Source organism: Pseudomonas sp. B21-053 (genome assembly GCF_026016365.1).
In the GTDB taxonomy this organism is placed as follows: Bacteria; Pseudomonadota; Gammaproteobacteria; order Pseudomonadales; family Pseudomonadaceae; genus Aquipseudomonas; species Aquipseudomonas nunensis.
On the sequence record NZ_CP087205.1, the window covers coordinates 6,718,843 to 6,740,291 of the forward strand.

Consider the following 21,449-nt stretch of genomic DNA (forward strand, 5'->3'; position numbering starts at 1 on the left):
AGGCCCGCACAGTCACCGCAAATCTCAGGCCGGCGCCATTTCCTGCGCCAACCCGAGAAACGCCGCCGGCAACCGCGCACCTTTGCGTTCCTTCAGGCAATACAGGTACTCCGGGATCTGCGGCGCGTTCTCGATGGTCAGCACCCGCAACTGCGGATCATGGGGTACTTCCTGCCGAGCAATGATGCTGATCCCGATATTTCGCAGCACCGCTTCGCGAATCGACTCACGGCTACCAATCTCCAGCAACGGCCCGAAACTCACCCCCGCACTGGCCAGCAATTCCTCAGTCAGCCGCCGCGTGGTCGAGCCCGATTCGCGCATCAACAACGTATGCCCGGCCAACGCGCTCAGCGGCACATGGTCGTGCACCGCCAGCGGATGATTGCGATGCACCGCCAGCACCAGCGGATCACTGCCGAGCACCCGGCGGATCAGCCGTGCATCATCGAGCAATTGCGAGGACGCGGCGACATCAACCCGGTAATCCTCCAGCGCTTCGAGTACTTGCTGGGAGTTGCCGATTTCCACCGACACTTCCACTTGCGGCAGGCGCTCGCGGAAGGTCTTCACCAGGTCGAGGATGTAATACGGCGCGGTGGCAGCGATGCGCAGCGTGCCTTGGACCTGGCCGCTGTTGCGCAGGAAAAACTCGATGTCGGCCTCCTGCTGCAACAGCGTCTTGACCATCGGCAACAGCCGCGCGCCCTCATCGCTGACGCTGAGGCGACGGCCGCCACGGTAGAACAGTTCAACCGAGTACTGGCTTTCCAGGTTGCGAATCTGCGTGGTCACGGTGGGCTGGCTCAGGCCGAGTTTCTTCGCCGCCAGGGTGATGCTGCCCAGGCGGGCCACCATGTAAAACGCCTTCAGCTCGGCACTCAGCACACCCGTTCCTCATCGCTTATTTGCGCAACAGGCGCAAACCGTTGAACACCACCAACAGGCTCACGCCCATGTCGGCGAACACCGCCATCCACATGGTGGCGATCCCGGCGAAGGTTACCCCAAGAAAGATCACCTTGATGACCAAGGCGAGGGCGATGTTCTGCTTCAGGATGCTCGAGGTCTGGCGCGACAAGCGAATGAAGGTCGGGATCTTGCGCAGATCATCGTCCATCAGAGCCACATCAGCGGTCTCGATGGCGGTATCGGTGCCGGCCGCCGCCATGGCAAAACCGATCTCCGCCCGCGCCAGCGCCGGGGCGTCGTTGATACCGTCGCCGACCATGCCGACGTTATGACCTTTTGCATAAAGCGCTTCGATGGCTTGCAGTTTGTCGGTCGGCAACAGGTCGCCCTTGGCCTCGTCGATGCCGACTTGTGCGGCAATCGCCTGGGCGGTGTGGACGTTGTCGCCGGTGAGCATCAGGGTTTTGATGCCCAGGTCATGCAGTTGTTGAATCGCTTCGCGGCTGGACTCTTTGACCGTGTCCGCCACGGCGAACAACGCCAGCGGACCGGACTGGTCGAGCAGCAACACCACGGATTTGCCCTGCTTCTCCAGAGCGAACAGCTTCTCTTCCAACTCGGGCGAGCACAGGTTCAGCTCTTCCACCAGGCGATGGTTGCCCAAGTGGTAGACCTGACCGTTGATCTCGCCGCGCACACCGCGACCGGCCAGGGCTTCGAAGTTATCCACAACCAGCGGCGCGAATTGTTTATCCACAGCCGCGTTGGCGATGGCCAGCGACACCGGGTGATCGGAGCGACCGGCCAGCGCCGCCGCAATCGCGGGTGCTGTGGCATCGGCGGTTGGGTCGAGGGACAGATAATCGGTCTGCACCGGTTTGCCGTGGGTGATGGTGCCGGTCTTGTCGAGGGCCAGGTAATCGAGTTTGTAACCACCCTCCAGATAAACGCCGCCCTTGACCAGAATCCCTTTGCGCGCCGCCGCCGCGAGGCCGCTGACGATGGTCACCGGGGTGGAAATCACCAACGCACATGGGCAGGCGACCACCAGCAATACCAGCGCCCGGTAGATCCAGTCGAACCACGCGGCCCCCATGAACAGCGGTGGAATCACGGCGATCGCCAAGGCCAGCACGAATACCGCCGGGGTATAGATTTTCGAGAACTGGTCAACGAAACGCTGAGTCGGTGCCCGCGCGCCTTGGGCCTGTTCCACCGCATGGATAATCCGCGCCAGCGTCGAGTTGTTCGCCGCAGCGGTCACGCTGTATTCCAGCGAGCCCGCTTGGTTGATGGTGCCAGCGAAGACTTTATCGCCCACGGTCTTCTCGATCGGCAGGCTTTCGCCGGTGATCGGTGCCTGATCGATGGTGGATGTACCGGATACGACTTCGCCGTCGAGGCCGATTCGCTCGCCCGGCCGCACACGCACTCGGGCGCCCAGTTCGATGCTTTTAACCTCCTGTTCGACCCAACTGCCATCAGCCTGCTGCACCGTGGCCTGTTCCGGGGTCATCTGCATCAGCCCGCCGATGGCGTTGCGTGCGCGGTCCAGGGATTTGGCTTCGATCAGCTCGGCCACGGTGAACAGGAACATCACCATCGCCGCTTCCGGCCACTGCCCGATCAGGATCGCGCCCGTCACCGCGATGCTCATCAGCGCGTTGATGTTCAGGTTGAGGTTCTTGAGGGCGATCCAGCCTTTCTTGTAGGTGGTCAGGCCACCGCTGAGGATCGAAACCAGCGCGATGATTGCCACCACCCAGTTCGGCGCGGCGTTGGTGAAATGGATCACTTCGGCGGCGAGCGCACCGACGCCGGACAGCGCCAAGGGCCACCAGTGTTTTTTCTCGGCGACGGGCGCAGGAGCTTCAACGCCCTGCTCCAAAGGCTCGGCCACCATGCCCAGCGACTTGATCGCCTCGATGATCGGCGCCGTGCTCGGCAGGTCATGGGTCACGCCCAACACCCGGTTGATCAGGTTGAATTCCAGCTGCTGCACACCCGTCAGCTTGCCCAGTTTGTTCTGGATCAGCGTCTGCTCGGTCGGGCAGTCCATCGCGTCGATGCGGAAACTGCTCAGACGTGCGCCGTCGGTCGGCTTGTCGCTCAACTTGATCAGCGACGGCGCCGCCACTTTCGAAGCACAGCAGGAATCCCCGTGACCGCCGTGGTCATGCTTCTTCTGCACAGGCTGCAGCTTGTGGCTGTGATCAGCATGATCGTGATCGTGCGCGTCTTCGGGCTTGTGGGTGTGAAGGGAATCGCTCATCGGGTTGCGTCCATAAAGGTGCCTGTTGCCAAGTAAAGACCCTGTAGCCACTATAGGGTCAAGCAACCTTTTGGAGATTGTCGCGATGAAGATCGGAGAACTGGCCAAACTGACCGACTGCGCCGTGGAAACCATCCGCTATTACGAGCGCGAAAGCCTGCTGCCAGAGCCGGCCCGCAGCGATGGCAACTACCGCGTCTACACCCAGGCCCACGCCGAACGCCTGACGTTTATCCGCAATTGCCGCACCCTCGACATGACGCTTGAGGAAATCCGCAGTTTGCTGACCCTGCGCGACAGCCCGCAGGACCAGTGCCAAAGCGTCAACGCGCTGATCGACGAACACATCCACCACGTCAAGGCGCGGATCGACGGCTTGCTGGCCTTGCAGACACAACTGCTCGACCTGCGCCAACGCTGTGGCGAAGGGCCGGATATCGATCAATGCGGGATTCTGCAGCGGTTGGAAGTGAGCGGCGGGGTTGTGGCGACGGAGGTTGAGCATTCGCACGTGGGCCGCAGCCACGGGCATTAAAACCACCCCAAAACCCTGTAGGAGCTGCCGAAGGCTGCGATCTTTTGATCTTGGCAATGCCAAAGCCGCCGAAAATCAAGATCAAAAGATCGCAGCCTTCGGCAGCTCCTACAGGGGATCGGCGCGAGGCTTTAAACCGCCATCGGCGCGGTCATCGGCGCGTGGTGCTGATAACCCTCAAGCGAGAAATCGCTCGGTTCGATCAGCTCCAGCCACTCCGGCTGATAAACACCGGTCTTGGCAAACTCTGGCACACGCTCACTAATCACCAGTTTCGGCATCGGGAACGGCTCGCGGGTGAGCTGTTCATTCAGCATGTCCAAATGGTTTTCGTAGACGTGGGCATCACCGATGAAATAGGTGAACCAGCGCGGCGTGTAGCCGGTCAGGCGCCCGATCAGGCTCAGCAGCGCAGCGCCTTCGGTGAGGTTGAACGGCGTACCCAGGCCCAAATCGTTGGAACGGATGTAGAGGGTCAGGGAGATTTCCTTCGTCTCGACATTCGGGTGGAACTGGTACAGCAGATGGCACGGCGGCAGGGCCATTTCATCAAGCTGCGCGACGTTCCAGCCGTGGAACAGGATGCGGCGGCTGCCCGGGTCCTTGATGATGGTGTCGACGCACTGGCGGATCTGGTCGATCGCCTTGTACAGCACCACATAGGCCTGACCGTCTTCTTCGCCTTCAGCGATCTGACGATAGCCTTGGCTCAAAGTCTGCTCGATGGCGGCTTTGTTGCTGACCGGGATCTGCTTGTACGCCGGCCATTTGCGCCATTGCACGCCGTAGATTTCGCCGAGGTCGTCTTCGCCCTGACGGAACGGGTTGGCCAGCCACTGCGCGTTTTCGTTGGCGTTCTGGTCCCAGACCTTGCAGCCCAAGGCACGGAATTCAGCGGCGTTGTTCACGCCACGCAGGAAACCGCACATCTCGCCGATGGCCGATTTGAAGGCCATCTTGCGCGTAGTGATCGCCGGGAAGCCTTCCTTCAGGTCATAACGCAGCATCGCGCCAGGAAAACTGATGGTGTTGACGCCAGTGCGGTTGGCTTGCTTGGTGCCGTTCTTGATGACGTGGGCCACCAGATCGAGATATTGCTTCATGAGTTACCTGTGTCCTTGAACCCGGGAGCCGTCGCCCCCGGGATTCGAATTTATACCGCCGCCGCTGGCGCCGCCGGAGCGCGATGATACGCCAGCCAGATCAGGAACAGACCGGCGAGCACCATCGGTACGCACAGCACCTGACCCATGGTCAGCCAGCCCCAAGCCAGATAGCCCAGTTGCGCGTCCGGTACGCGGACGAATTCGACGATGAAACGGAAGATGCCGTAGAACAGCGTGAACATGCCGGACACTGCCATGGTCGGCCGCGGCTTGCGCGAGAACAGCCACAAGATCAGGAACAGCGCGACGCCTTCCAACGCAAACTGATACAGCTGCGACGGGTGACGCGGCAACTGCGACGGATCGCTGAACGGCGGGAAGATCATCGCCCACGGCACGTCGGTCGGCTTGCCCCACAGCTCGGCGTTGATGAAGTTGCCGATACGCCCGGCACCCAGGCCGATCGGCACCATCGGAGCGACGAAGTCCATCAACTGGAAGAACGACTTGTTATTCTTTTTACCGAACCACAACGCCGCCAGCATCACACCGATAAACCCGCCGTGGAACGACATGCCGCCCTTCCACACTTCGAAAATCAGCGTCGGGTTGGCCAGGTACGCACTCAGATCGTAGAACAACACGTAGCCCAGGCGGCCGCCGACAATGACCCCCATCGACATCCAGAAGACCATGTCGGAGAGTTTCTCCTTGGTCCAGGTCGGGTCGAAGCGGTTCAGCCGACGGGACGCCAGCAGCCAGGCGCCGCCGATGCCGATCAGGTACATCAGACCGTACCAGTGGATTTTCAGCGGACCGATGGCCAGGGCCACCGGGTCGATCTGCGGGTAAGGCAGCATTGCGACTCCTCGTTAGAGTTGAAACCTTCAAAATTCCCGGGGGACGCTGCCACCTCAGGATTAAGCCAGGATTGTGCCCGGCGTCAGAGCAGGAAATTCAGCCCCACGCAGAACAGCAAAGCGGCGAACAGTCTTTTGAGCAAGCGCGGCGACAAGTTGTGCGCCAGTCGCGCGCCGAAGCGGGCGAAAAACATGCTGGTCAGGGCGATCCCCAGCAACGCCGGCAAATAAACAAAACCCAGACTATGGGCCGGTAACAACGGATCGTGCCAGCCCAGAATCATGAAAAATAATGCACTGGACACGGCGATCGGCAAGCCGCAGGCCGATGAAGTCGCCACCGCTTGCTGCATCGGCACGCTGCGCCAGGTCAGGAACGGCACGGTCAGCGAGCCGCCGCCAATCCCGAAGATCGCCGAAGCCCAGCCAATCACACTGCCGGCCACGGTCAGACCGACTTTGCCCGGGACCGTTCGGCTGGCCTTGGGTTTGAAGTCCAATGCGAGCTGAACCGCGACGATCAGTGCGAATACGCCGATGATCTTCTGCAAATGCGGGCCGGAGATCGCCTCGGCGGTCAGCGCGCCGAAACCGGCACCGATCAGAATGCCGAGGGTCATCCAGGCAAAAATCGGCCAACGCACAGCGCCACGGCGGTGATGCTCGCGGATGGCATTCACCGAAGTAAATATGATTGTCGCCAGGGATGTACCGACGGCCAGGTGCGTGAGGATCGACGGATCGAAGCCCTGCAGCTTGAAACTGAACACCAGCACCGGGACGATGATGATCCCGCCACCGACCCCGAACAGCCCGGCCAGCACACCTGCACAGGCGCCCAGCGCCAGATAGAGCAGAAATTCCATGGCCGTTGTTCCACGCGTCGCGAAAATAGGAGCGGCATGGTAACGGATGCATGGCCTCCAGCTCTACTGGATGGCGATGGATGCGCGGGCAATGTCTGCGTAGAGTGAGCAAAAAACACACAAGGACCACCTTATGTGCCTGATTGTTTTCGCTTGGCGACCGGGGCATGCCCAACCGCTGATCGTGGCGGCCAACCGCGACGAATTCTATGCCCGGCCTACCCAGCCCCTGGCGCAATGGCCGCATGCGCCCCATGTGCATGCCGGTCGCGACCTGGAAGCGGGCGGCACCTGGCTGGGTGTCGGCACAAACGGGCGCTTCGCTGCCCTGACCAATATCCGTGACCCTCATCAGCCACCGTCGCCTCGATCACGCGGTGAACTGGTGGCAGGTTTTTTGAGCGGTGAGAGGTCGATTGATGACTATTTAGCCGACGTTGTCAGCCGTTCGCGGGAATATGCCGGGTTTAATCTGCTGGTCGGTAATTCCAACGAGCTGTGGCACTTCAACGCCCGGGACAGTGAGGCGGTAATGCTGGCGCCTGGGGTCTATGGGTTGTCGAACGCGGGGCTGGATACGCCGTGGCCGAAAGTGCTCAAGGCCAAGGCTGCGTTGAGTGAACTGCTGGAGGACCCGCAGCCCGAGGCGTTACTGGCGATTTTGCGTGACTCGCAGACGGCGCCGCTGACGGATCTGCCGGATACCGGAGTGGGAGTGGCTACCGAGACGTTGTTGTCGAGTGTGTTTATTGCCAGCCCGACTTATGGGACCCGGGCGAGTACCGCGTTGATTGTCAGGGCGGACGGGACGCGGCATATGGTCGAAAGGAGTTTCGGGCCGTATGGCGGGCATCTGGGGGAAGTGGAGTTGAGGATTTAGATATCTGGCGTCTTTGAGGAGGCCTTCGCGGGCAAGCCTCGCTCCTACAGGATTTGGGTGATCCTGTAGGAGCGAGGCTTGCCCGCGAAGAGGCCAGCCTTTCAGACGGTCTTGGCCGAAGCCGGATTAACCATCCGCGCCAACCCAAGGTTCTTCAGCGCCAATTGCAGCGAGCTGTGGATAACTTGCGGGTTGTCGATGGTCATCAGCTCCGCCAGCAATTCCTTGGCCATGCTCAGGTTGACCTGACGCAACATCCACTTCACCTTCGGCAAGTTGGTGGCGTTCATCGACAGGCTGTCGAAGCCCATCGCCATCAACAGCACTGCCGCTGCCGGGTCGCCGGCCATCTCGCCGCAGATACTCACTGGTTTGCCTTCGGCATGCGCATCACGCACCACGTTCTGCAAGGCTTGCAGGACCGCCGGGTGCAGGTAGTCGTAGAGGTCGGCCACCCGCGGGTTGTTGCGATCCACGGCCAGCAGGTACTGGGTCAGGTCGTTGGAGCCTACCGACAGGAAGTCCACTTGCCGCGCCAGTTCCTTGGTCTGATAAACAGCCGCCGGAATCTCGATCATCACGCCAATCGGCGGCATCGGCACATCGGTGCCTTCGTCACGGACTTCGCCCCAGGCCCGGTGAATCAGGTGCAGGGCTTCTTCGAGTTCGTGAGTGCCGGAGATCATCGGCAGCAGGATTCGCAGGTTGTTCAGGCCTTCGCTGGCCTTGAGCATCGCGCGGGTCTGGACCAGGAAGATTTCCGGGTGGTCGAGGGTGACGCGAATACCGCGCCAGCCGAGGAACGGGTTGTCTTCCTTGATCGGGAAGTACGACAGCGACTTGTCACCGCCGATGTCCAGGCTGCGCATGGTCACCGGTTGCGGATGGAACGCGGCGAGCTGCTCGCGATAGATCGCCAGCTGCTCTTTTTCACTCGGGAAGCGCTGGTTGATCATGAACGGCACTTCGGTGCGGTACAGACCAACGCCCTCGGCGCCACGCTTCTGCGCGCGCGCCACGTCCGCCAGCAGGCCGGTGTTGACCCACAGCGGCATGCGGTGACCATCGAGGGTCACGCACGGCAAGTCGCGCAGGGAGTCGAGACCGAGCGCCAGTTGTTTCTCTTCTTCCACCACTTCGGCGAACTGCTTGCGCAGCACGTCGCTGGGGTTGGTGTAGACCTCGCCGCGATTACCATCGACGATCAATTCGATGCCGTCGACCTTGGCATACGGCAGGTCGACCAGGCCCATCACCGTCGGGATGCCCATCGCCCGAGCGAGGATCGCGACGTGTGAGTTGCCTGAACCAAGCACCGAGACCAGACCGACCAGCGTGCCTTCCGGCACCTCGCCGAGCATCGCCGGCGTCAGTTCTTCGCTGACCAGAATGGTTTTTTCCGGGTAGACCAGGTTCTGCTGACGCTCTTCCTGCAAGTAGGCGAGCAAACGGCGGCCAAGGTCCTTGACGTCCGAGGCGCGCTCACGCAGGTAGGCATCGTCCATCAACTCGAAGCGATTGACGTGATCGGTCACCACCTGGCGCAACGCGCCCTGGGCCCACTGGCCGGTCTTGATCACGGTGGTGACTTCGCTGCCCAGCGCGGCATCGTCGAGCATCATCAGGTAGACGTCGAACAGCGCGCGCTCTTCCGGGCGCAACTGGGTCGCCAGTTTGGCCGACAGCGCGCGCATGTCGGCGCGCACGCCTTCGATGGCGGTCTTGAACAACGCCAGTTCAGCGTCGATGTCGGTGATGGTCTTGTCCGGCACCACGTCCAGGTCGGCGGGCGGCAACATGACCACGGCCGTACCAACCGCAGCACCCGGCGAACCCGGTACGCCGACGAACTTGGCTTCCTGGATGCCTTTGCCCTGGCGGCCCAGGCCACGGATCGAACCGGTGGCCTCGGCGTGGGCGATAACGCCGGCCAGTTGCGCGCTCATGGTCACGAGGAAGGCTTCTTCACCTTCATCGAACTGGCGGCGTTCTTTTTGCTGAATGACCAACACGCCGACGACGCGACGGTGGTGAATGATCGGCGCCCCGAGGAATGAGGCGTAGCGTTCTTCACCGGTCTCGGCGAAGTAACGATAGCGCGGGTGATCCGCGGCGTTTTCGAGGTTCAGGGGTTCTTCACGCGTGCCGACCAGGCCAACCAGACCTTCGTTGGGTGCCATGCTGACTTTGCCGATCGAGCGCTTGTTCAAGCCCTCGGTGGCCATCAGCACGAAGCGGTTGGTTTCCGGGTCAAGCAGGTAGACCGAGCAGACCTGGCTGCCCATGGCCTCTTTGACGCGCAACACAATAATCCCCAACGCCGCCTTGAGATCCTTGGCGGAGTTAACTTCCTGGACGATCTTGCGCAGCGTATTGAGCATGGCTCGGGGTCGAACTCCGTCGTCAGTCGCGCGTTAAAAGGCGCGGGGCAAGCTCTTTGAGAGCGCGTCGATACACCTCGCGCTTGAATGTCACCACCTGGCCCAACGGATACCAATAACTGACCCAGCGCCAGCCATCGAATTCCGGTTTACCGGTCAAATCCATCCGCACCCGCTGCTCGTTGGAGATCAGGCGCAGGAGAAACCATTTCTGTTTCTGGCCGATGCACAGCGGTTGGCTGTGGGTACGGACCAGACGTTGCGGCAAACGATAGCGCAACCAGCCCCGGGTGCAGGCGAGAATTTCAACATCTTCGCGCTCCAGGCCGACTTCTTCGTTCAACTCGCGGTACAAGGCGTCTTCCGGCGTCTCCTGGGGGTTGATCCCTCCCTGTGGAAACTGCCAGGCATCTTGATTGATACGGCGAGCCCATAGCACCTGGCCGGCATCATTCGTGAGAATGATCCCGACATTGGGGCGGAAACCATCGGGGTCGATCACGGCAACAACCTCGCAAACGCATGTCGCCGCATTGTTCCACAAAGGTTGTGAAGGCAGCAACGAGCCGGCCCACCTTATGTGCACTCTTGTGAAAAGTACGTATTCTGGGGACCTTTCTACAGACTTTTCAGCGAGTAACTGCAATGCGGCTGGCTTTATTCGACTTGGACAACACGCTTTTGGGCGGCGACAGTGACCACGCTTGGGGCGATTACCTGTGCGAACGCGGCTTTCTCGATGCCGTGACCTACAAGGCACGCAACGACGAGTTCTATCAGGACTACCTGGCGGGCAAGCTGGATAACGCCGAATACCTGAACTTCTGCCTGGAAATTCTCGGCCGCACCGAGATGGCCACCCTCAATCAATGGCATCTGGACTACATGCGCGACTGCATCGAGCCGATCGTACTGCCCAAGGCCCTCGAACTGCTGGCCAAGCACCGCGACGCTGGCGACAAACTGGTGATCATCACCGCCACCAACCGCTTCGTCACCGGACCGATTGCCCGGCGCCTGGGCGTTGAAACCCTGATCGCCACCGAATGCGAGATGGTCGATGGCCGCTACAGCGGGCGCAGCACCGACGTTCCGTGCTTCAAGGAAGGCAAGGTCACGCGGCTGAATCGTTGGCTGGAAGAGACCGGGTATTCGCTGGAAGACAGTTATTTCTACAGTGATTCGATGAATGATTTGCCGTTGCTGGAGCAAGTGGCGAATCCGGTGGCTGTGGACCCTGATCCAAATTTACGTGCCGAAGCCGAGAAACGTGGCTGGCCGGTGATGTCGTTGCGCGATTGAAACCCTTTGTAGCAGCTGCCGAGGCACGAGGCTGCGTCGGGCTGCGCAGCGGCCCCCGAGGGCGGTCCTGCGGACACGCAACGCAGCCTCGTGCCTCGGCAGCTGCTACAGATTTCGGGTTAAACCGGCTTGGCGCCCATCAACCCTGCAATCGCGATCAAGCAGACAAAACTGAACAACGCCAACGCAACGGTAAATTTCCCCACGCCACCCGGCGCCTTGCGCAGTTTGTTAAGGCGCACCAGCAACCAGAACCACGCCAGCGCCGCCACGGTGTACAGCACGCTCGACGCCAGAATCCAGGTCTGCCCCAGCGGCCAGCCCACCAGATGCACCATCCACCAGCCGGTGAACGGCATGCTCAGCAACGCCAGGCCCATCAGCAACCAGACAAACACTCGCGGCCGTTGCAACGTGCGACTTCCCGCCGTCGCATCACCCTTGCGCCGCGCAAGTCCGACCCATATCGCCAGACCCAGGGCGCTGGCCAGCAGCAACACCGTTGCCACCACATGCGCCACTTTCAGGGCGGTTAACGTTTCCATGGTTCGATTTCCTTATGACGTGCCCATCAGCGTAGCCGCTCAGCCGAGAAACAGTTTGTAGGCCGGGTTGTCGCTTTCATCCCAGTACGGGTAGCCGATTTCTTCCAGTGCTGCGGGCACCAGATGACGCTCATCGTGAGGCACTTGCAGGCCGGCGACCACACGCCCATCCGCGGCGCCATGGTTGCGGTAGTGGAACATCGAGATGTTCCAGCGCCCGCCCAGCTTATTAAGGAAGTTGAACAGCGCGCCCGGACGCTCCGGAAATTCGAAGCGCAAAATCACTTCATCGACCACGTGCGCCGCGCGACCACCGACCATGTGGCGGATGTGCAGCTTGGCCAGCTCGTTGTCGGTCAGGTCGAGCACCGGGAAACCTTGCTCGCTGAGGCTGGCGATCAGCGCACTGCGCGGGTCGTTGTCCGGGTGCGTCTGCACGCCAACGAAGATGTGCGCTTCGCTGCCGGTGTTGTAGCGGTAGTTGAATTCGGTGATCTGGCGTTTGCCGATGGCTTCGCAGAACGCTTTGAAGCTGCCCGGTTTCTCGGGGATGGTCACGGCAATGATGGCTTCGCGACCTTCGCCCAACTCGGCGCGTTCGGCGACATGGCGCAAGCGATCGAAGTTGACGTTGGCGCCGGAGTCGATGGCCACGAAGGTGTGACCGGTGACGCCATTCAGGTCGACGTACTTTTTGATCCCGGCCACGCCCAGAGCGCCGGCAGGCTCGGTGATCGAGCGGGTATCGTCGTAGATATCCTTGATTGCCGCGCAGATTTCATCGGTGCTGACGGTGATCACTTCATCGACGTAGTCTTTGCAGATATCGAAGGTGTGCTGGCCGATCTGCGCCACCGCCACGCCATCGGCAAAGATGCCCACGGTCGGCAGAATCACGCGCTCACCCGCCGCCATCGCGGCTTGCAGGCAATTGGAATCGTCCGGCTCGACGCCGATGATCTTGATTTCCGGGCGCAGGTATTTCACGTAGGCCGCGATGCCGGCGATCAAACCGCCGCCGCCCACCGGGACGAAAATCGCATCGAGACGGCCAGGGTGCTGGCGCAGAATCTCCATGGCCACCGTGCCCTGCCCGGCAATGGTGTGGGGATCATCGTACGGGTGGATGTAGACGTAGCCTTTTTCGTCGACCAGTTTCAGCGAGTAGGCCAGGGCTTCCGGGAACGAATCGCCGTGCAGCACCACTTTGCCGCCACGCGAGCGCACGCCTTCGACTTTGATTTCGGGGGTGGTCTTGGGCATGACGATGGTCGCTTTCACGCCCAACACCTTGGCCGCCAGGGCCAGGCCCTGCGCGTGGTTACCCGCCGAGGCAGTGACCACGCCGCGCGCACGTTCTTCGTCGCTCAACTGGGTCAGCTTGTTGTAAGCGCCGCGAATCTTGAACGAGAACACCGGCTGCAAGTCTTCGCGCTTGAGCCAAATACTGTTGCCCAGCCGCTCGGAGAGCTGGCGAGCAGTCTGCAACGGGGTTTCTACGGCAACGTCATAAACGCGCGAGGTGAGGATCTTTTTGACGTACTGTTCGAGCATCGGAAAGCATCACTGAGCGGGTTGGGCAGGGCCAAGGAGTCTAACCCGGCTTTCGGGCGGGCGACCACACTAAACAGGTGGTTTTAGCCTCCCCGGATCGGATCATGGACCTGTAGGAGCGAGGCTTGCCCGCGAAGGAGCCGTGAGATCCAGCATAAATGTTGGCAGTTGGATCGCTTTCGCGGGCGAGCCTCGCTCCTACAGGTAGCGGTTGCAGGTAATGCTCGCGGCCTGCCAATCGGCCAATGACCTTCCCCGCCCCGAAGCCTATAATGCCGGCCTTTCCGTTCTCCCCTTGCCCGCTTCGGAGCCCGCATGACCCAGGATCAACTCAAACAGGCAGTGGCCCAGGCCGCCGTCGACTTCATCCTTCCGAAACTCGACGACAAGAGCGTCGTCGGTGTCGGCACCGGCTCCACTGCCAACTGCTTCATCGATGCACTGGCCAAGCACAAGGGTGCGTTCGATGGCGCCGTCGCCAGTTCCGAAGCCACCGCCGCGCGCCTGAAGGGCCACGGGATTCCGGTGTATGAGCTGAACACCGTCAGCGACCTGGAGTTCTACGTCGATGGCGCCGATGAAAGCGACGCGCACCTGAACCTGATCAAGGGCGGCGGCGCAGCCCTGACCCGCGAGAAGATCGTCGCGGCCGTGGCCAAGACTTTCATCTGCATCGCCGACGGCAGCAAACTGGTGCCGGTGCTCGGCGCGTTCCCGCTGCCGGTGGAAGTGATCCCGATGGCCCGCAGCCACGTGGCCCGCGAGCTGGTGAAACTGGGCGGCGACCCGGTTTACAGGGAAGGCGTACTGACCGACAACGGCAACATCATCCTCGACGTGTTCAACATGCAGATCACCAATCCGGTGGAGCTGGAGACGCAGATCAATGCGATCGTCGGCGTGGTCACTAACGGCCTGTTCGCGGCGCGTCCAGCGGATTTGCTGTTGTTGGGGACTAGCGAAGGCGTCAAAACCCTGCGCGCTGAGTAACCCGCCACGCAGATAAACCTGTGGGAGCGGGCTTGCTCGCGAAGGCGGTGTGTCAGTCGACATTTCTATCGACTGACACGGCCTCTTCGCGAGCAAGCCCGCTCCCACAGTTGTTTTGGGGTGTTGGTCAGGGTTGTGCGGGCTTTTTGAAGGTGTAGAACAGGTTCGGTTCACTCACCAGATACAACGTGCCGTCGTCATCCATCGCAATCCCTTCAGCCTGCGGCACAGTCTTTTGCAGCCCCTGGCGCCCCTTGTTCAGGGACATCGTGCTCAGCGGTCGCCCGTCCACATCCAGTTCCATGATCAGCCGTGACTCATCGGACAGCGCCATCAAGTGGCCGCTGCGCTCGTCGTATTGCAGGCTCGACAGGTCCCGCACAAACATCCCGGCATCGCGCTTGGGGTTGTTGACCACATGCACGGCGTAGGATTTTTCCGGGTTGTAATGCGGGAAGCCCTGCACTTCGTAGATCAGCATCGGGTCGCGCTCCTTGGCGACGAACAGGCGCTTGCCCACCGAGTCGTACGCCAGGCCTTCGAAACCCTTGTTGCCGCTCATGTGCACACCGAGGGTCATTTGCTCAGCGTCAGCGGCGTCGAGGAACGTCGTGTCTTTCTCCAGATGAATCTTGATCAGGCGCTGCTGGCTTTCATCGGTGACCACGTAGGTGTCGGCGCTGATGAACTCCACCGCTTCCGGGTCGCCGAAGCCGATCAGAGAAATCCGCCGCAAGATCTTGCCGTCCAGGGACAACTCAATCAGTTCGGCATTCTTGTTGGTCACCGTGAACAGGCTTTTGCGCACCGGATCGTAGGTCAGCGCCGAGACGTCATCGTCCAGGCCGTCGATCACTTGCGCCTCGATCACCACCCGATAGTGGTCCAGGCCAATGGAATGCTCACCTGCCGGCTGCCATAGCGTGTGCATATTGAACCAGGCGCGTTCGAACAGGCGCAGGTACTGGCCGAGCGCGACGAGCACGATCAACGCAATCACCGACAGGATCAAAATCAGGGGTTTGGGACGGGCAAGTCGACGCATTCAGGCAGGCTCGAAAACAGGGCGGGCGGATGAAATACCACGGCCATCTGAATTCAAGCTTAATGGCCAGTGGCCTTCGACCACAACTGTGAGAGCGAGCTTGCTCGCGATGGCGACCTCATGGACGCCTTCGCCGGCAAGCCGTGCTCCTACAGGTGTGTTTCGCGTAGGGCTCGTTACTTCTGCTTTTCGAAGCGATAAAACAGATTCGGCTCGCTGACCATGTACAACGTGCCCGCTTCGTCCATGGTCACGCCTTCAGCGCGGGGAATGGTTTTCTTCAGGCCGTTGAACCCGCCCAGCAGGGTCATGAAGCTGACCTGCTCGCCCTTCTCGTCTAGCTCCAGCAACAGGTGCGAGTCGGCGGACAACACCAGGGTGTGGCCGGTGCGCGGGTCGATGGCCAGGGCCGACAGGTTGCGGATGTCCAGCTCGTTACTGGTGAGTTTCTGCTTGTCACCCTTGAGAGTCTGGCTGCCATCGCTTTTCCAGCTGAACAGCGCTGGTGGGCGCTCTTCACCCAGCAGCAGTTGCTGGTTGCGCGGGTCCCAGACGATGGCTTCGAACGCCTTGTTCTGGTCTTTCGACGGGCCCAGGTCGTATTTCGGGAAGTCTTCGCGGCGCAGTTCGCGAGTGGAAGCATCGACCTTGATGATCGACAGCATGTGCTCGCGTTCATCGGTGATGGCGATCAAGCCATTGCCCATGGTCGTCACGCCTTCCGGGTTGGTCCAGCCCACCAGCGGCATCTTGCGCAACACCTCACCCTGCAGGGTCAGTTCGACCAGGAACGGGTTCTTGCCCATGACCGAGAACAGGGTTTTGGTCTGCGGGTCGTAGGACAGGTCCGACGCCTCGTCCTTTTCCATGCCCGGCAGCAACTTGGCATCGATCACCGCCCGGTAATCCGGGAGCCAGACACTCTGCTGACGCTCGGCCGGGGTTTCCAGACGCTCGCGCAACCACAGCACACCGCGGTCATCCCAATGCATGGCAAACGCCAGGCCATAACCCGCCGCAATCACCAGCAACAGCCAGTAATACCAGCGCATCAGGAATCGTGGACGACGAGGGGTTTGCAGAGTCGGGAGCGGTTGCGTGGCCATCAGGGGATGCGTTCCAGAAATTCAGGCTAAGGGTAATAGCACAAACGAGCCGGCTCAGACGCCAGGAACCGCGGAATTATCCAGACAGAATGTGAAAAAAACGGGAAATGGCGGGAAAGCCCTTTTCAGGACATCCCAAAAACCAATGTGGGAGCGGGCTTGCTCGCGAAAGCGGTGGCTCAGTCAACATCATCGTTGAATGACACACCGTATTCGCGAGCAAGCCCGCTCCCACAGGAGGGTTATGCGTGAATCAGCGAACGCTGCTGGTGAAGCTGCTGGCGCCCGGCAATTCCAACACGATCTCATCACCGACATTCAGCGGACCAACGCCCACCGGCGTGCCGGTCAGGATCACGTCCCCGGCTTGCAGCGAGAAGCAGCCGGCCATGTACTGGATCATCGGCACGATCGGGTTGAGCATGTCCTTGCTGTTGCCATCCTGGCGGACTTCGCCGTTGATGGTCAGGCGGATGCCGATGTCGGTCAGGTCGGCAAAAGTGCTGCCAACCACGAACGGTGCAATCACTGCCGCGCCATCAAACGACTTGGCGATTTCCCACGGCAGGCCCTTGGCTTTCAGCTCGGACTGCTTGTCCCGCAGGGTCAGGTCCAGGGCTGGGGCAAAACCGGAGATCGCATCCAGCACTTCTTCGCGGCTCGGCTTGGTCGACAGCGGCTTGCCGATCAACACGGCGATTTCCGCTTCGTAGTGCACCCCGCCACGTTCGGTCGGAATGGCAAAACCGCCTTCCAGCGGCACCACGCAGCTGCCCGGCTTGATGAACAACAACGGCTCGGTAGGGACCGGATTGTCCAGTTCCTTGGCGTGCTCGGCATAGTTACGGCCGATGCATACCACTTTCCCGAGCGGGAAGTGAATACGCGTACCGTCGACATACTGGTGCTGATAGCTCATTACCGACTCCTGCCTGGTGAATTCGTGAAGTTCGCGGCTCACACCGCGAAGATTTTGCCCGGGTTCATGATTCCGTTCGGGTCGAACACTGCCTTGACGGCTTTCATGTACTCGATCTCAACCGGCGAGCGGCTGTAGGTCAAGTAGTCACGTTTGGTCATGCCCACGCCGTGTTCGGCGGAAATCGAACCGTTGTACTTCTCGACGGTTTCGAACACCCATTTGTTCACCGTAGCGCACTTGGCAAAGAACTCATCCTTGCTCAGGTTTTCCGGCTTGAGGATGTTCAAGTGCAGGTTGCCGTCGCCGATGTGGCCGAACCAGACGATTTCGAAGTCCGGGTAGTGTTCGCCGACGATCGCGTCGATTTCCTTCAGGAATGCCGGGACTTTCGATACGGTGACCGAAATGTCGTTCTTGTACGGCGTCCAGTGGGAGATGGTTTCGGAGATGTACTCGCGCAGCTTCCACAGGTTCTGCAGCTGGGTTTCGCTCTGGCTCATCACACCGTCCAGCACCCAGCCCTGCTCGAGGCAGTGCTCGAAGGTTTCCAGGGCGTGGTTGGCCACTTCTTCAGTGGTCGCTTCGAATTCCAGCAGCGCGTAGAACGGGCAATCGGTTTCGAAAGGCGCCGGTACATCGCCGCGGCCCATGACTTTGGCCAGGGCTTTGTCGGAGAAGAATTCGAACGCGGTCAGGTCCAGTTTGCTTTGGAACGCGTGCAATACCGGCATGATCGAGTCGAAATCGGTGGTGCCGAGGACCATGGCGGTGAGGTTTTTCGGCGCACGGTCGAGGCGCATGGTCGCTTCAACGACAAAACCGAGGGTGCCTTCCGCGCCGATGAACAACTGACGCAGGTCGTAGCCAGTGGCGTTCTTGATCAGGTCGCGGTTCAGTTCCAGCACATCACCCTTGCCGGTGACGACTTTCATGCCGGCCACCCAGTTGCGGGTCATGCCGTAGCGAATCACCTTGATCCCGCCGGCATTGGTGCCGATATTGCCGCCAATCTGGCTCGAACCGGCGGAAGCGAAGTCCACCGGGTAGTACAGGCCTTTCTCTTCAGCGACGTTCTGCAAATGCTCGGTGACCACGCCTGGCTGACAAACAGCGGTGCGATCGGTGAGGTTCACATCGAGAATCTGGTTCATGTAGTCGAACGACACGACCACTTCGCCATTCGCGGCCACCGCAGCGGCGGACAGCCCGGTACGACCGCCGGACGGCACCAGCGCAACCTTGTGCGCGTTGGCCCAGCGCACAATGGCCTGGACTTGCTCGGTGGTCTTGGGAAACACGATGGCCGTAGGGGCCGGGGCGAAATGCTTGGTCCAATCCTTACCGTAAGCATTCAGGGAGTCGGCATCGGTCAGCACCTTGCCAGGCTCAACCAGGGTCTTCAGCTCTTCAATCAGGGCAGGATTGGTCATCGACAGAACTCTCGAACAATTCATGGTCATCCTGAGAACGCTTCACGTCGCAGGAATGAGTGTTTAGCGGGGTGCGTATGCTAGCATACCGACCCCGCAGGGTAGTGCCCAAAGGCTATTCTGCGGTAACGGCATTCTTGCCGTTCGGGTCAGCATCTGTTGACCATTTCCTGCCATTTTTCTCCGGGATACAGGTTTACGCAGATGAGCAAGACTTCTCTCGATAAGAGCAAGATCAAGTTCCTTCTTCTCGAAGGCGTCCACCAATCGGCTGTCGACGTTCTCAAGTCGGCGGGCTACACCAGCATTGAGTACCTCACGGGTTCTCTGCCGGAAGCCCAGCTGAAGGAAAAGATCGCTGATGCGCACTTCATCGGCATTCGCTCCCGCACTCAACTGACTGAAGAAATCTTCGATCACGCGAAGAAGCTCGTGGCTGTAGGGTGTTTCTGCATCGGCACCAACCAGGTTGACCTGAACGCTGCCCGCGAACGCGGTATCGCGGTGTTCAACGCGCCGTACTCCAACACTCGCTCCGTGGCTGAGCTGGTGCTGGCCGAAGCGATCCTGTTGCTGCGCGGCATCCCTGAGAAGAACGCTTCCTGCCACCGTGGCGGCTGGATCAAGAGCGCGGCCAATTCCTTCGAAATCCGTGGCAAGAAGCTCGGCATCGTCGGTTACGGCTCGATCGGTACGCAGCTGTCGGTCCTGGCGGAAGGCCTGGGCATGCAGGTGTATTTCTACGACACCGTGACCAAGCTGCCATTGGGCAACGCGACTCAGGTCGGCAGCCTGACCGATCTGCTGGGCATGTCCGACATCGTCACCCTGCACGTTCCGGAAACCGCCGCCACCCAGTGGATGATCGGCGAGAAGGAAATCCGCGCCATCAAGAAGGGCGGCATCCTGATCAACGCCGCTCGCGGCACCGTGGTTGAGCTGCAAGCCCTGGCTGACGCGATCAAGGACAAGCACCTGATCGGCGCCGCTATCGACGTATTCCCGGTGGAGCCACGCTCCAACGACGAAGAGTTCGAAAGCCCGCTGCGTGGCCTGGACAACGTGATCCTGACCCCGCACATCGGTGGTTCCACCGCTGAAGCGCAAGCCAACATCGGTCTGGAAGTGGCAGAGAAACTGGTCAAGTACAGCGATAACGGTACCTCCGTATCGTCGGTGAACTTCCCGGAAGTGGCCCTGCCGGCTCACCCTGGCAAGCACCGTCTGCTGCACATCCACGAGAACATCCCGGGTGTGATGAGCGAGATCAACAAGGTCTTCGCCGAAAACGGAATCAACATCTCCGGTCAGTTCCTGCAGACCAACGAGAAAGTCGGCTACGTGGTTATCGACGTAGATGCCGACTACTCGGAAATCGCCCAAGAGAAACTGCAGCACATCAACGGCACCATTCGTTGCCGCGTGCTGTTCTGATAGCGATTTGAGCGACAAAAAAAGGAGACCTTCGGGTCTCCTTTTTCATGGGCACTACACTGTCATTTAACGTTGACGGTGATCTTCTTCGAAACGATCGGTGGATCGAACGGCATGTGGCCGCTGTCACCCAGCTCCAGTTGCAAGGTGTGCTTGCCCGGGGTCAGTTTGATTTCGGCCTGGGTCTGCGCCTTGCCGAAGTGCATGTGGTTGGCGTCCAGCGGAATCGGCGCGCCGGCGGCGGGCAGTTTGTCGACATCAATCAGCAAGTGATGGTGACCCGTGTTCTTGGTGACATCACCGGCCGGTGCCAGCGAAACATCCTTGACGCCGAATTTGACGATGGAGGTTTGCTCGATGGTGGCGCCGTCTTCGGGAGATACGATGAACACTTCCGCACCTTTAGGCGCCGGAGTCGCGGCGCTGGCCAGCACCGACACACCCATCAACAGGCCAGCCAATGCTGCTCGTGACATAAACGTTTTCATTCTCTTCTCCAGTTTTTCCGTAAAATCCGCGTGGCCGAGACAACTTAACGGCCATTCGTTGTCGAAGGACCTCGACAACCATAGCAAAGCGAGCCTGAACCAGAGCATCGCGATAATGAATTCAAAGGAGTGACCATGCGTTTTTTGCCTGGCCTGATCTGCCTGCTACCCCTTTTGAGCCCTTTGGCTCATGCCGAATTGATTGACGATGTATTTGACCGCGGCGAATTGCGTATTGCTCTTGAGGCTAATACACCGCCCTTCAATTTCAAGGACGACGGCAAACTGACCGGGTTCGAAGTCGAGCTGGGCCAACTGCTGGCCAACGAACTGGATGTGCGCGCCGACTTCGTCGTCACCGACACCAGCGATCTGCTGCCAGGCGTTGAAACCGGCAAGTACGACGTGGCGATCAACCACATAGCAATGACCGCGGATCTGAAGGATCGTTTCGACTTCAGCGAGCCCTACAGCCACACCGACGCGCAATTGATCGTGCAGAAAGAAGAGCCGCAGTCGATCCTGCTGGTGCAGTCGCTCAAGGAAGCGGTACCGAAGGAGAGTCAGCCGGTGACACTGGCGATTCCGTTCCAGAAAGGCAACCCGGCGTTCCACGCCAGCCTCGACAACGCGTTGCAGCGGATCAAGGCAGATGGACGATTGGAAGCGTTGACGCAGAAGTGGTTTGGGGCGGATACGAGTGTGGAGCCCAAGCCCTGATTTCAGGCTGATGAATAACCTCGTAGGAGCTGTCGAGTGAAACGAGGCTGCGATCTTTTGATCTTGCTTTTAAAAAGATCAAGATCAAAAGATCGCAGCCT

General features: G+C 60.3%; 20 protein-coding genes. 6 read left to right on the plus strand and 14 right to left on the minus strand.

The features are described from left to right. Positions 1–24 precede the first annotated feature (24 nt). Positions 25–888, minus strand: a complete 864-nt coding sequence (locus tag LOY68_RS30200) for a LysR family transcriptional regulator (protein ID WP_008026094.1) — start codon at positions 886–888, stop codon at positions 25–27. Positions 889–904: 16 nt separating this feature from the next. Further along, positions 905–3,184, minus strand: coding sequence for a heavy metal translocating P-type ATPase (locus LOY68_RS30205; protein WP_265041484.1), 2,280 nt, complete (start codon positions 3,182–3,184; stop codon positions 905–907). A gap of 85 nt (positions 3,185–3,269) precedes the next feature. Between LOY68_RS30205 and cadR the strand changes: the two genes are divergently transcribed. After that, on the plus strand, positions 3,270–3,719 hold the full coding sequence (gene cadR, locus LOY68_RS30210; protein WP_054044502.1) for a Cd(II)/Pb(II)-responsive transcriptional regulator: 450 nt from the start codon (positions 3,270–3,272) through the stop codon (positions 3,717–3,719). A 131-nt stretch (positions 3,720–3,850) separates the two neighbouring features. Here the strand turns inward: cadR and LOY68_RS30215 are convergent, their stop codons facing one another. From LOY68_RS30215 to LOY68_RS30225, 3 genes are all read right to left on the minus strand, one after another. Next, a complete protein-coding gene (locus tag LOY68_RS30215; protein WP_054616962.1) occupies positions 3,851–4,822 on the minus strand; it encodes a thymidylate synthase in 972 nt (323 codons plus the stop codon). A 50-nt stretch (positions 4,823–4,872) separates the two neighbouring features. Beyond that, positions 4,873–5,685 carry a prolipoprotein diacylglyceryl transferase gene (gene lgt, locus LOY68_RS30220; RefSeq protein WP_054044504.1) on the minus strand — a complete coding sequence of 271 codons (813 nt, stop codon included), beginning with the start codon at positions 5,683–5,685 and terminating at the stop codon, positions 4,873–4,875. Between the two features lie 83 nt (positions 5,686–5,768). Next, a complete protein-coding gene (locus LOY68_RS30225; RefSeq protein WP_054044506.1) occupies positions 5,769–6,551 on the minus strand; it encodes a sulfite exporter TauE/SafE family protein in 783 nt (260 codons plus the stop codon). A 133-nt stretch (positions 6,552–6,684) separates the two neighbouring features. Here LOY68_RS30225 and LOY68_RS30230 point away from each other — a divergent pair, with 133 nt between their 5' ends. Further along, positions 6,685–7,431 carry an NRDE family protein gene (locus LOY68_RS30230; RefSeq protein WP_265041488.1) on the plus strand — a complete coding sequence of 249 codons (747 nt, stop codon included), beginning with the start codon at positions 6,685–6,687 and terminating at the stop codon, positions 7,429–7,431. 101 nt (positions 7,432–7,532) lie between these two features. On the opposite strand, the gene ptsP is transcribed toward LOY68_RS30230, so the two are convergent. Together ptsP and LOY68_RS30240 are read right to left on the minus strand one after the other, a co-directional pair. Then, on the minus strand, positions 7,533–9,812 hold the full coding sequence (ptsP, locus tag LOY68_RS30235) for a phosphoenolpyruvate--protein phosphotransferase (RefSeq protein ID WP_054044510.1): 2,280 nt from the start codon (positions 9,810–9,812) through the stop codon (positions 7,533–7,535). Positions 9,813–9,834: 22 nt separating this feature from the next. Next, complete coding sequence (locus tag LOY68_RS30240; protein ID WP_007945562.1) at positions 9,835–10,314, minus strand: RNA pyrophosphohydrolase; 480 nt, start codon at positions 10,312–10,314, stop codon at positions 9,835–9,837. 143 nt (positions 10,315–10,457) lie between these two features. On the opposite strand from LOY68_RS30240, the gene LOY68_RS30245 reads away from it, so the two are divergent. Continuing rightward, positions 10,458–11,114: an HAD family hydrolase gene (locus tag LOY68_RS30245; protein ID WP_265041493.1), complete on the plus strand. Its 657-nt coding sequence runs from the start codon at positions 10,458–10,460 to the stop codon at positions 11,112–11,114. Positions 11,115–11,233: 119 nt separating this feature from the next. On the opposite strand, the gene LOY68_RS30250 is transcribed toward LOY68_RS30245, so the two are convergent. After that, entirely contained in the window at positions 11,234–11,659 is a 426-nt protein-coding gene (locus tag LOY68_RS30250; protein WP_265041495.1) for a DUF2269 domain-containing protein, read from the minus strand. Positions 11,660–11,698: 39 nt separating this feature from the next. Further along, the gene (gene ilvA / locus LOY68_RS30255; RefSeq protein ID WP_054044516.1) at positions 11,699–13,213 is read right to left on the minus strand and encodes a threonine ammonia-lyase, biosynthetic; all 1,515 of its coding nucleotides are present in this window, start codon (positions 13,211–13,213) and stop codon (positions 11,699–11,701) included. A gap of 315 nt (positions 13,214–13,528) precedes the next feature. Between ilvA and rpiA the strand changes: the two genes are divergently transcribed. Beyond that, entirely contained in the window at positions 13,529–14,203 is a 675-nt protein-coding gene (rpiA, locus tag LOY68_RS30260; protein WP_054044518.1) for a ribose-5-phosphate isomerase RpiA, read from the plus strand. Positions 14,204–14,330: 127 nt separating this feature from the next. Here the strand turns inward: rpiA and LOY68_RS30265 are convergent, their stop codons facing one another. From LOY68_RS30265 to LOY68_RS30285, 4 genes are all read right to left on the minus strand, one after another. Then, the gene (locus LOY68_RS30265) at positions 14,331–15,248 is read right to left on the minus strand and encodes an SdiA-regulated domain-containing protein (protein WP_163910834.1); all 918 of its coding nucleotides are present in this window, start codon (positions 15,246–15,248) and stop codon (positions 14,331–14,333) included. A 176-nt stretch (positions 15,249–15,424) separates the two neighbouring features. Further along, on the minus strand, positions 15,425–16,354 hold the full coding sequence (locus LOY68_RS30270; protein ID WP_054044522.1) for an SdiA-regulated domain-containing protein: 930 nt from the start codon (positions 16,352–16,354) through the stop codon (positions 15,425–15,427). 253 nt (positions 16,355–16,607) lie between these two features. Next, on the minus strand, positions 16,608–17,273 hold the full coding sequence (locus LOY68_RS30280; protein ID WP_054044524.1) for a fumarylacetoacetate hydrolase family protein: 666 nt from the start codon (positions 17,271–17,273) through the stop codon (positions 16,608–16,610). A 38-nt stretch (positions 17,274–17,311) separates the two neighbouring features. Next, complete coding sequence (locus LOY68_RS30285) at positions 17,312–18,706, minus strand: FAD-binding oxidoreductase (RefSeq protein WP_265041500.1); 1,395 nt, start codon at positions 18,704–18,706, stop codon at positions 17,312–17,314. Positions 18,707–18,910: 204 nt separating this feature from the next. Between LOY68_RS30285 and serA the strand changes: the two genes are divergently transcribed. Further along, the gene (gene serA / locus LOY68_RS30290) at positions 18,911–20,140 is read left to right on the plus strand and encodes a phosphoglycerate dehydrogenase (RefSeq protein ID WP_054044528.1); all 1,230 of its coding nucleotides are present in this window, start codon (positions 18,911–18,913) and stop codon (positions 20,138–20,140) included. Between the two features lie 62 nt (positions 20,141–20,202). Here serA and LOY68_RS30295 read toward each other — a convergent pair whose 3' ends face one another. Beyond that, on the minus strand, positions 20,203–20,628 hold the full coding sequence (locus LOY68_RS30295; RefSeq protein ID WP_265041502.1) for a DUF4399 domain-containing protein: 426 nt from the start codon (positions 20,626–20,628) through the stop codon (positions 20,203–20,205). 135 nt (positions 20,629–20,763) lie between these two features. On the opposite strand from LOY68_RS30295, the gene LOY68_RS30300 reads away from it, so the two are divergent. Continuing rightward, positions 20,764–21,348, plus strand: a complete 585-nt coding sequence (locus LOY68_RS30300) for a transporter substrate-binding domain-containing protein (protein WP_265041504.1) — start codon at positions 20,764–20,766, stop codon at positions 21,346–21,348. The last annotated feature ends 101 nt before the right edge of the window (positions 21,349–21,449 follow it).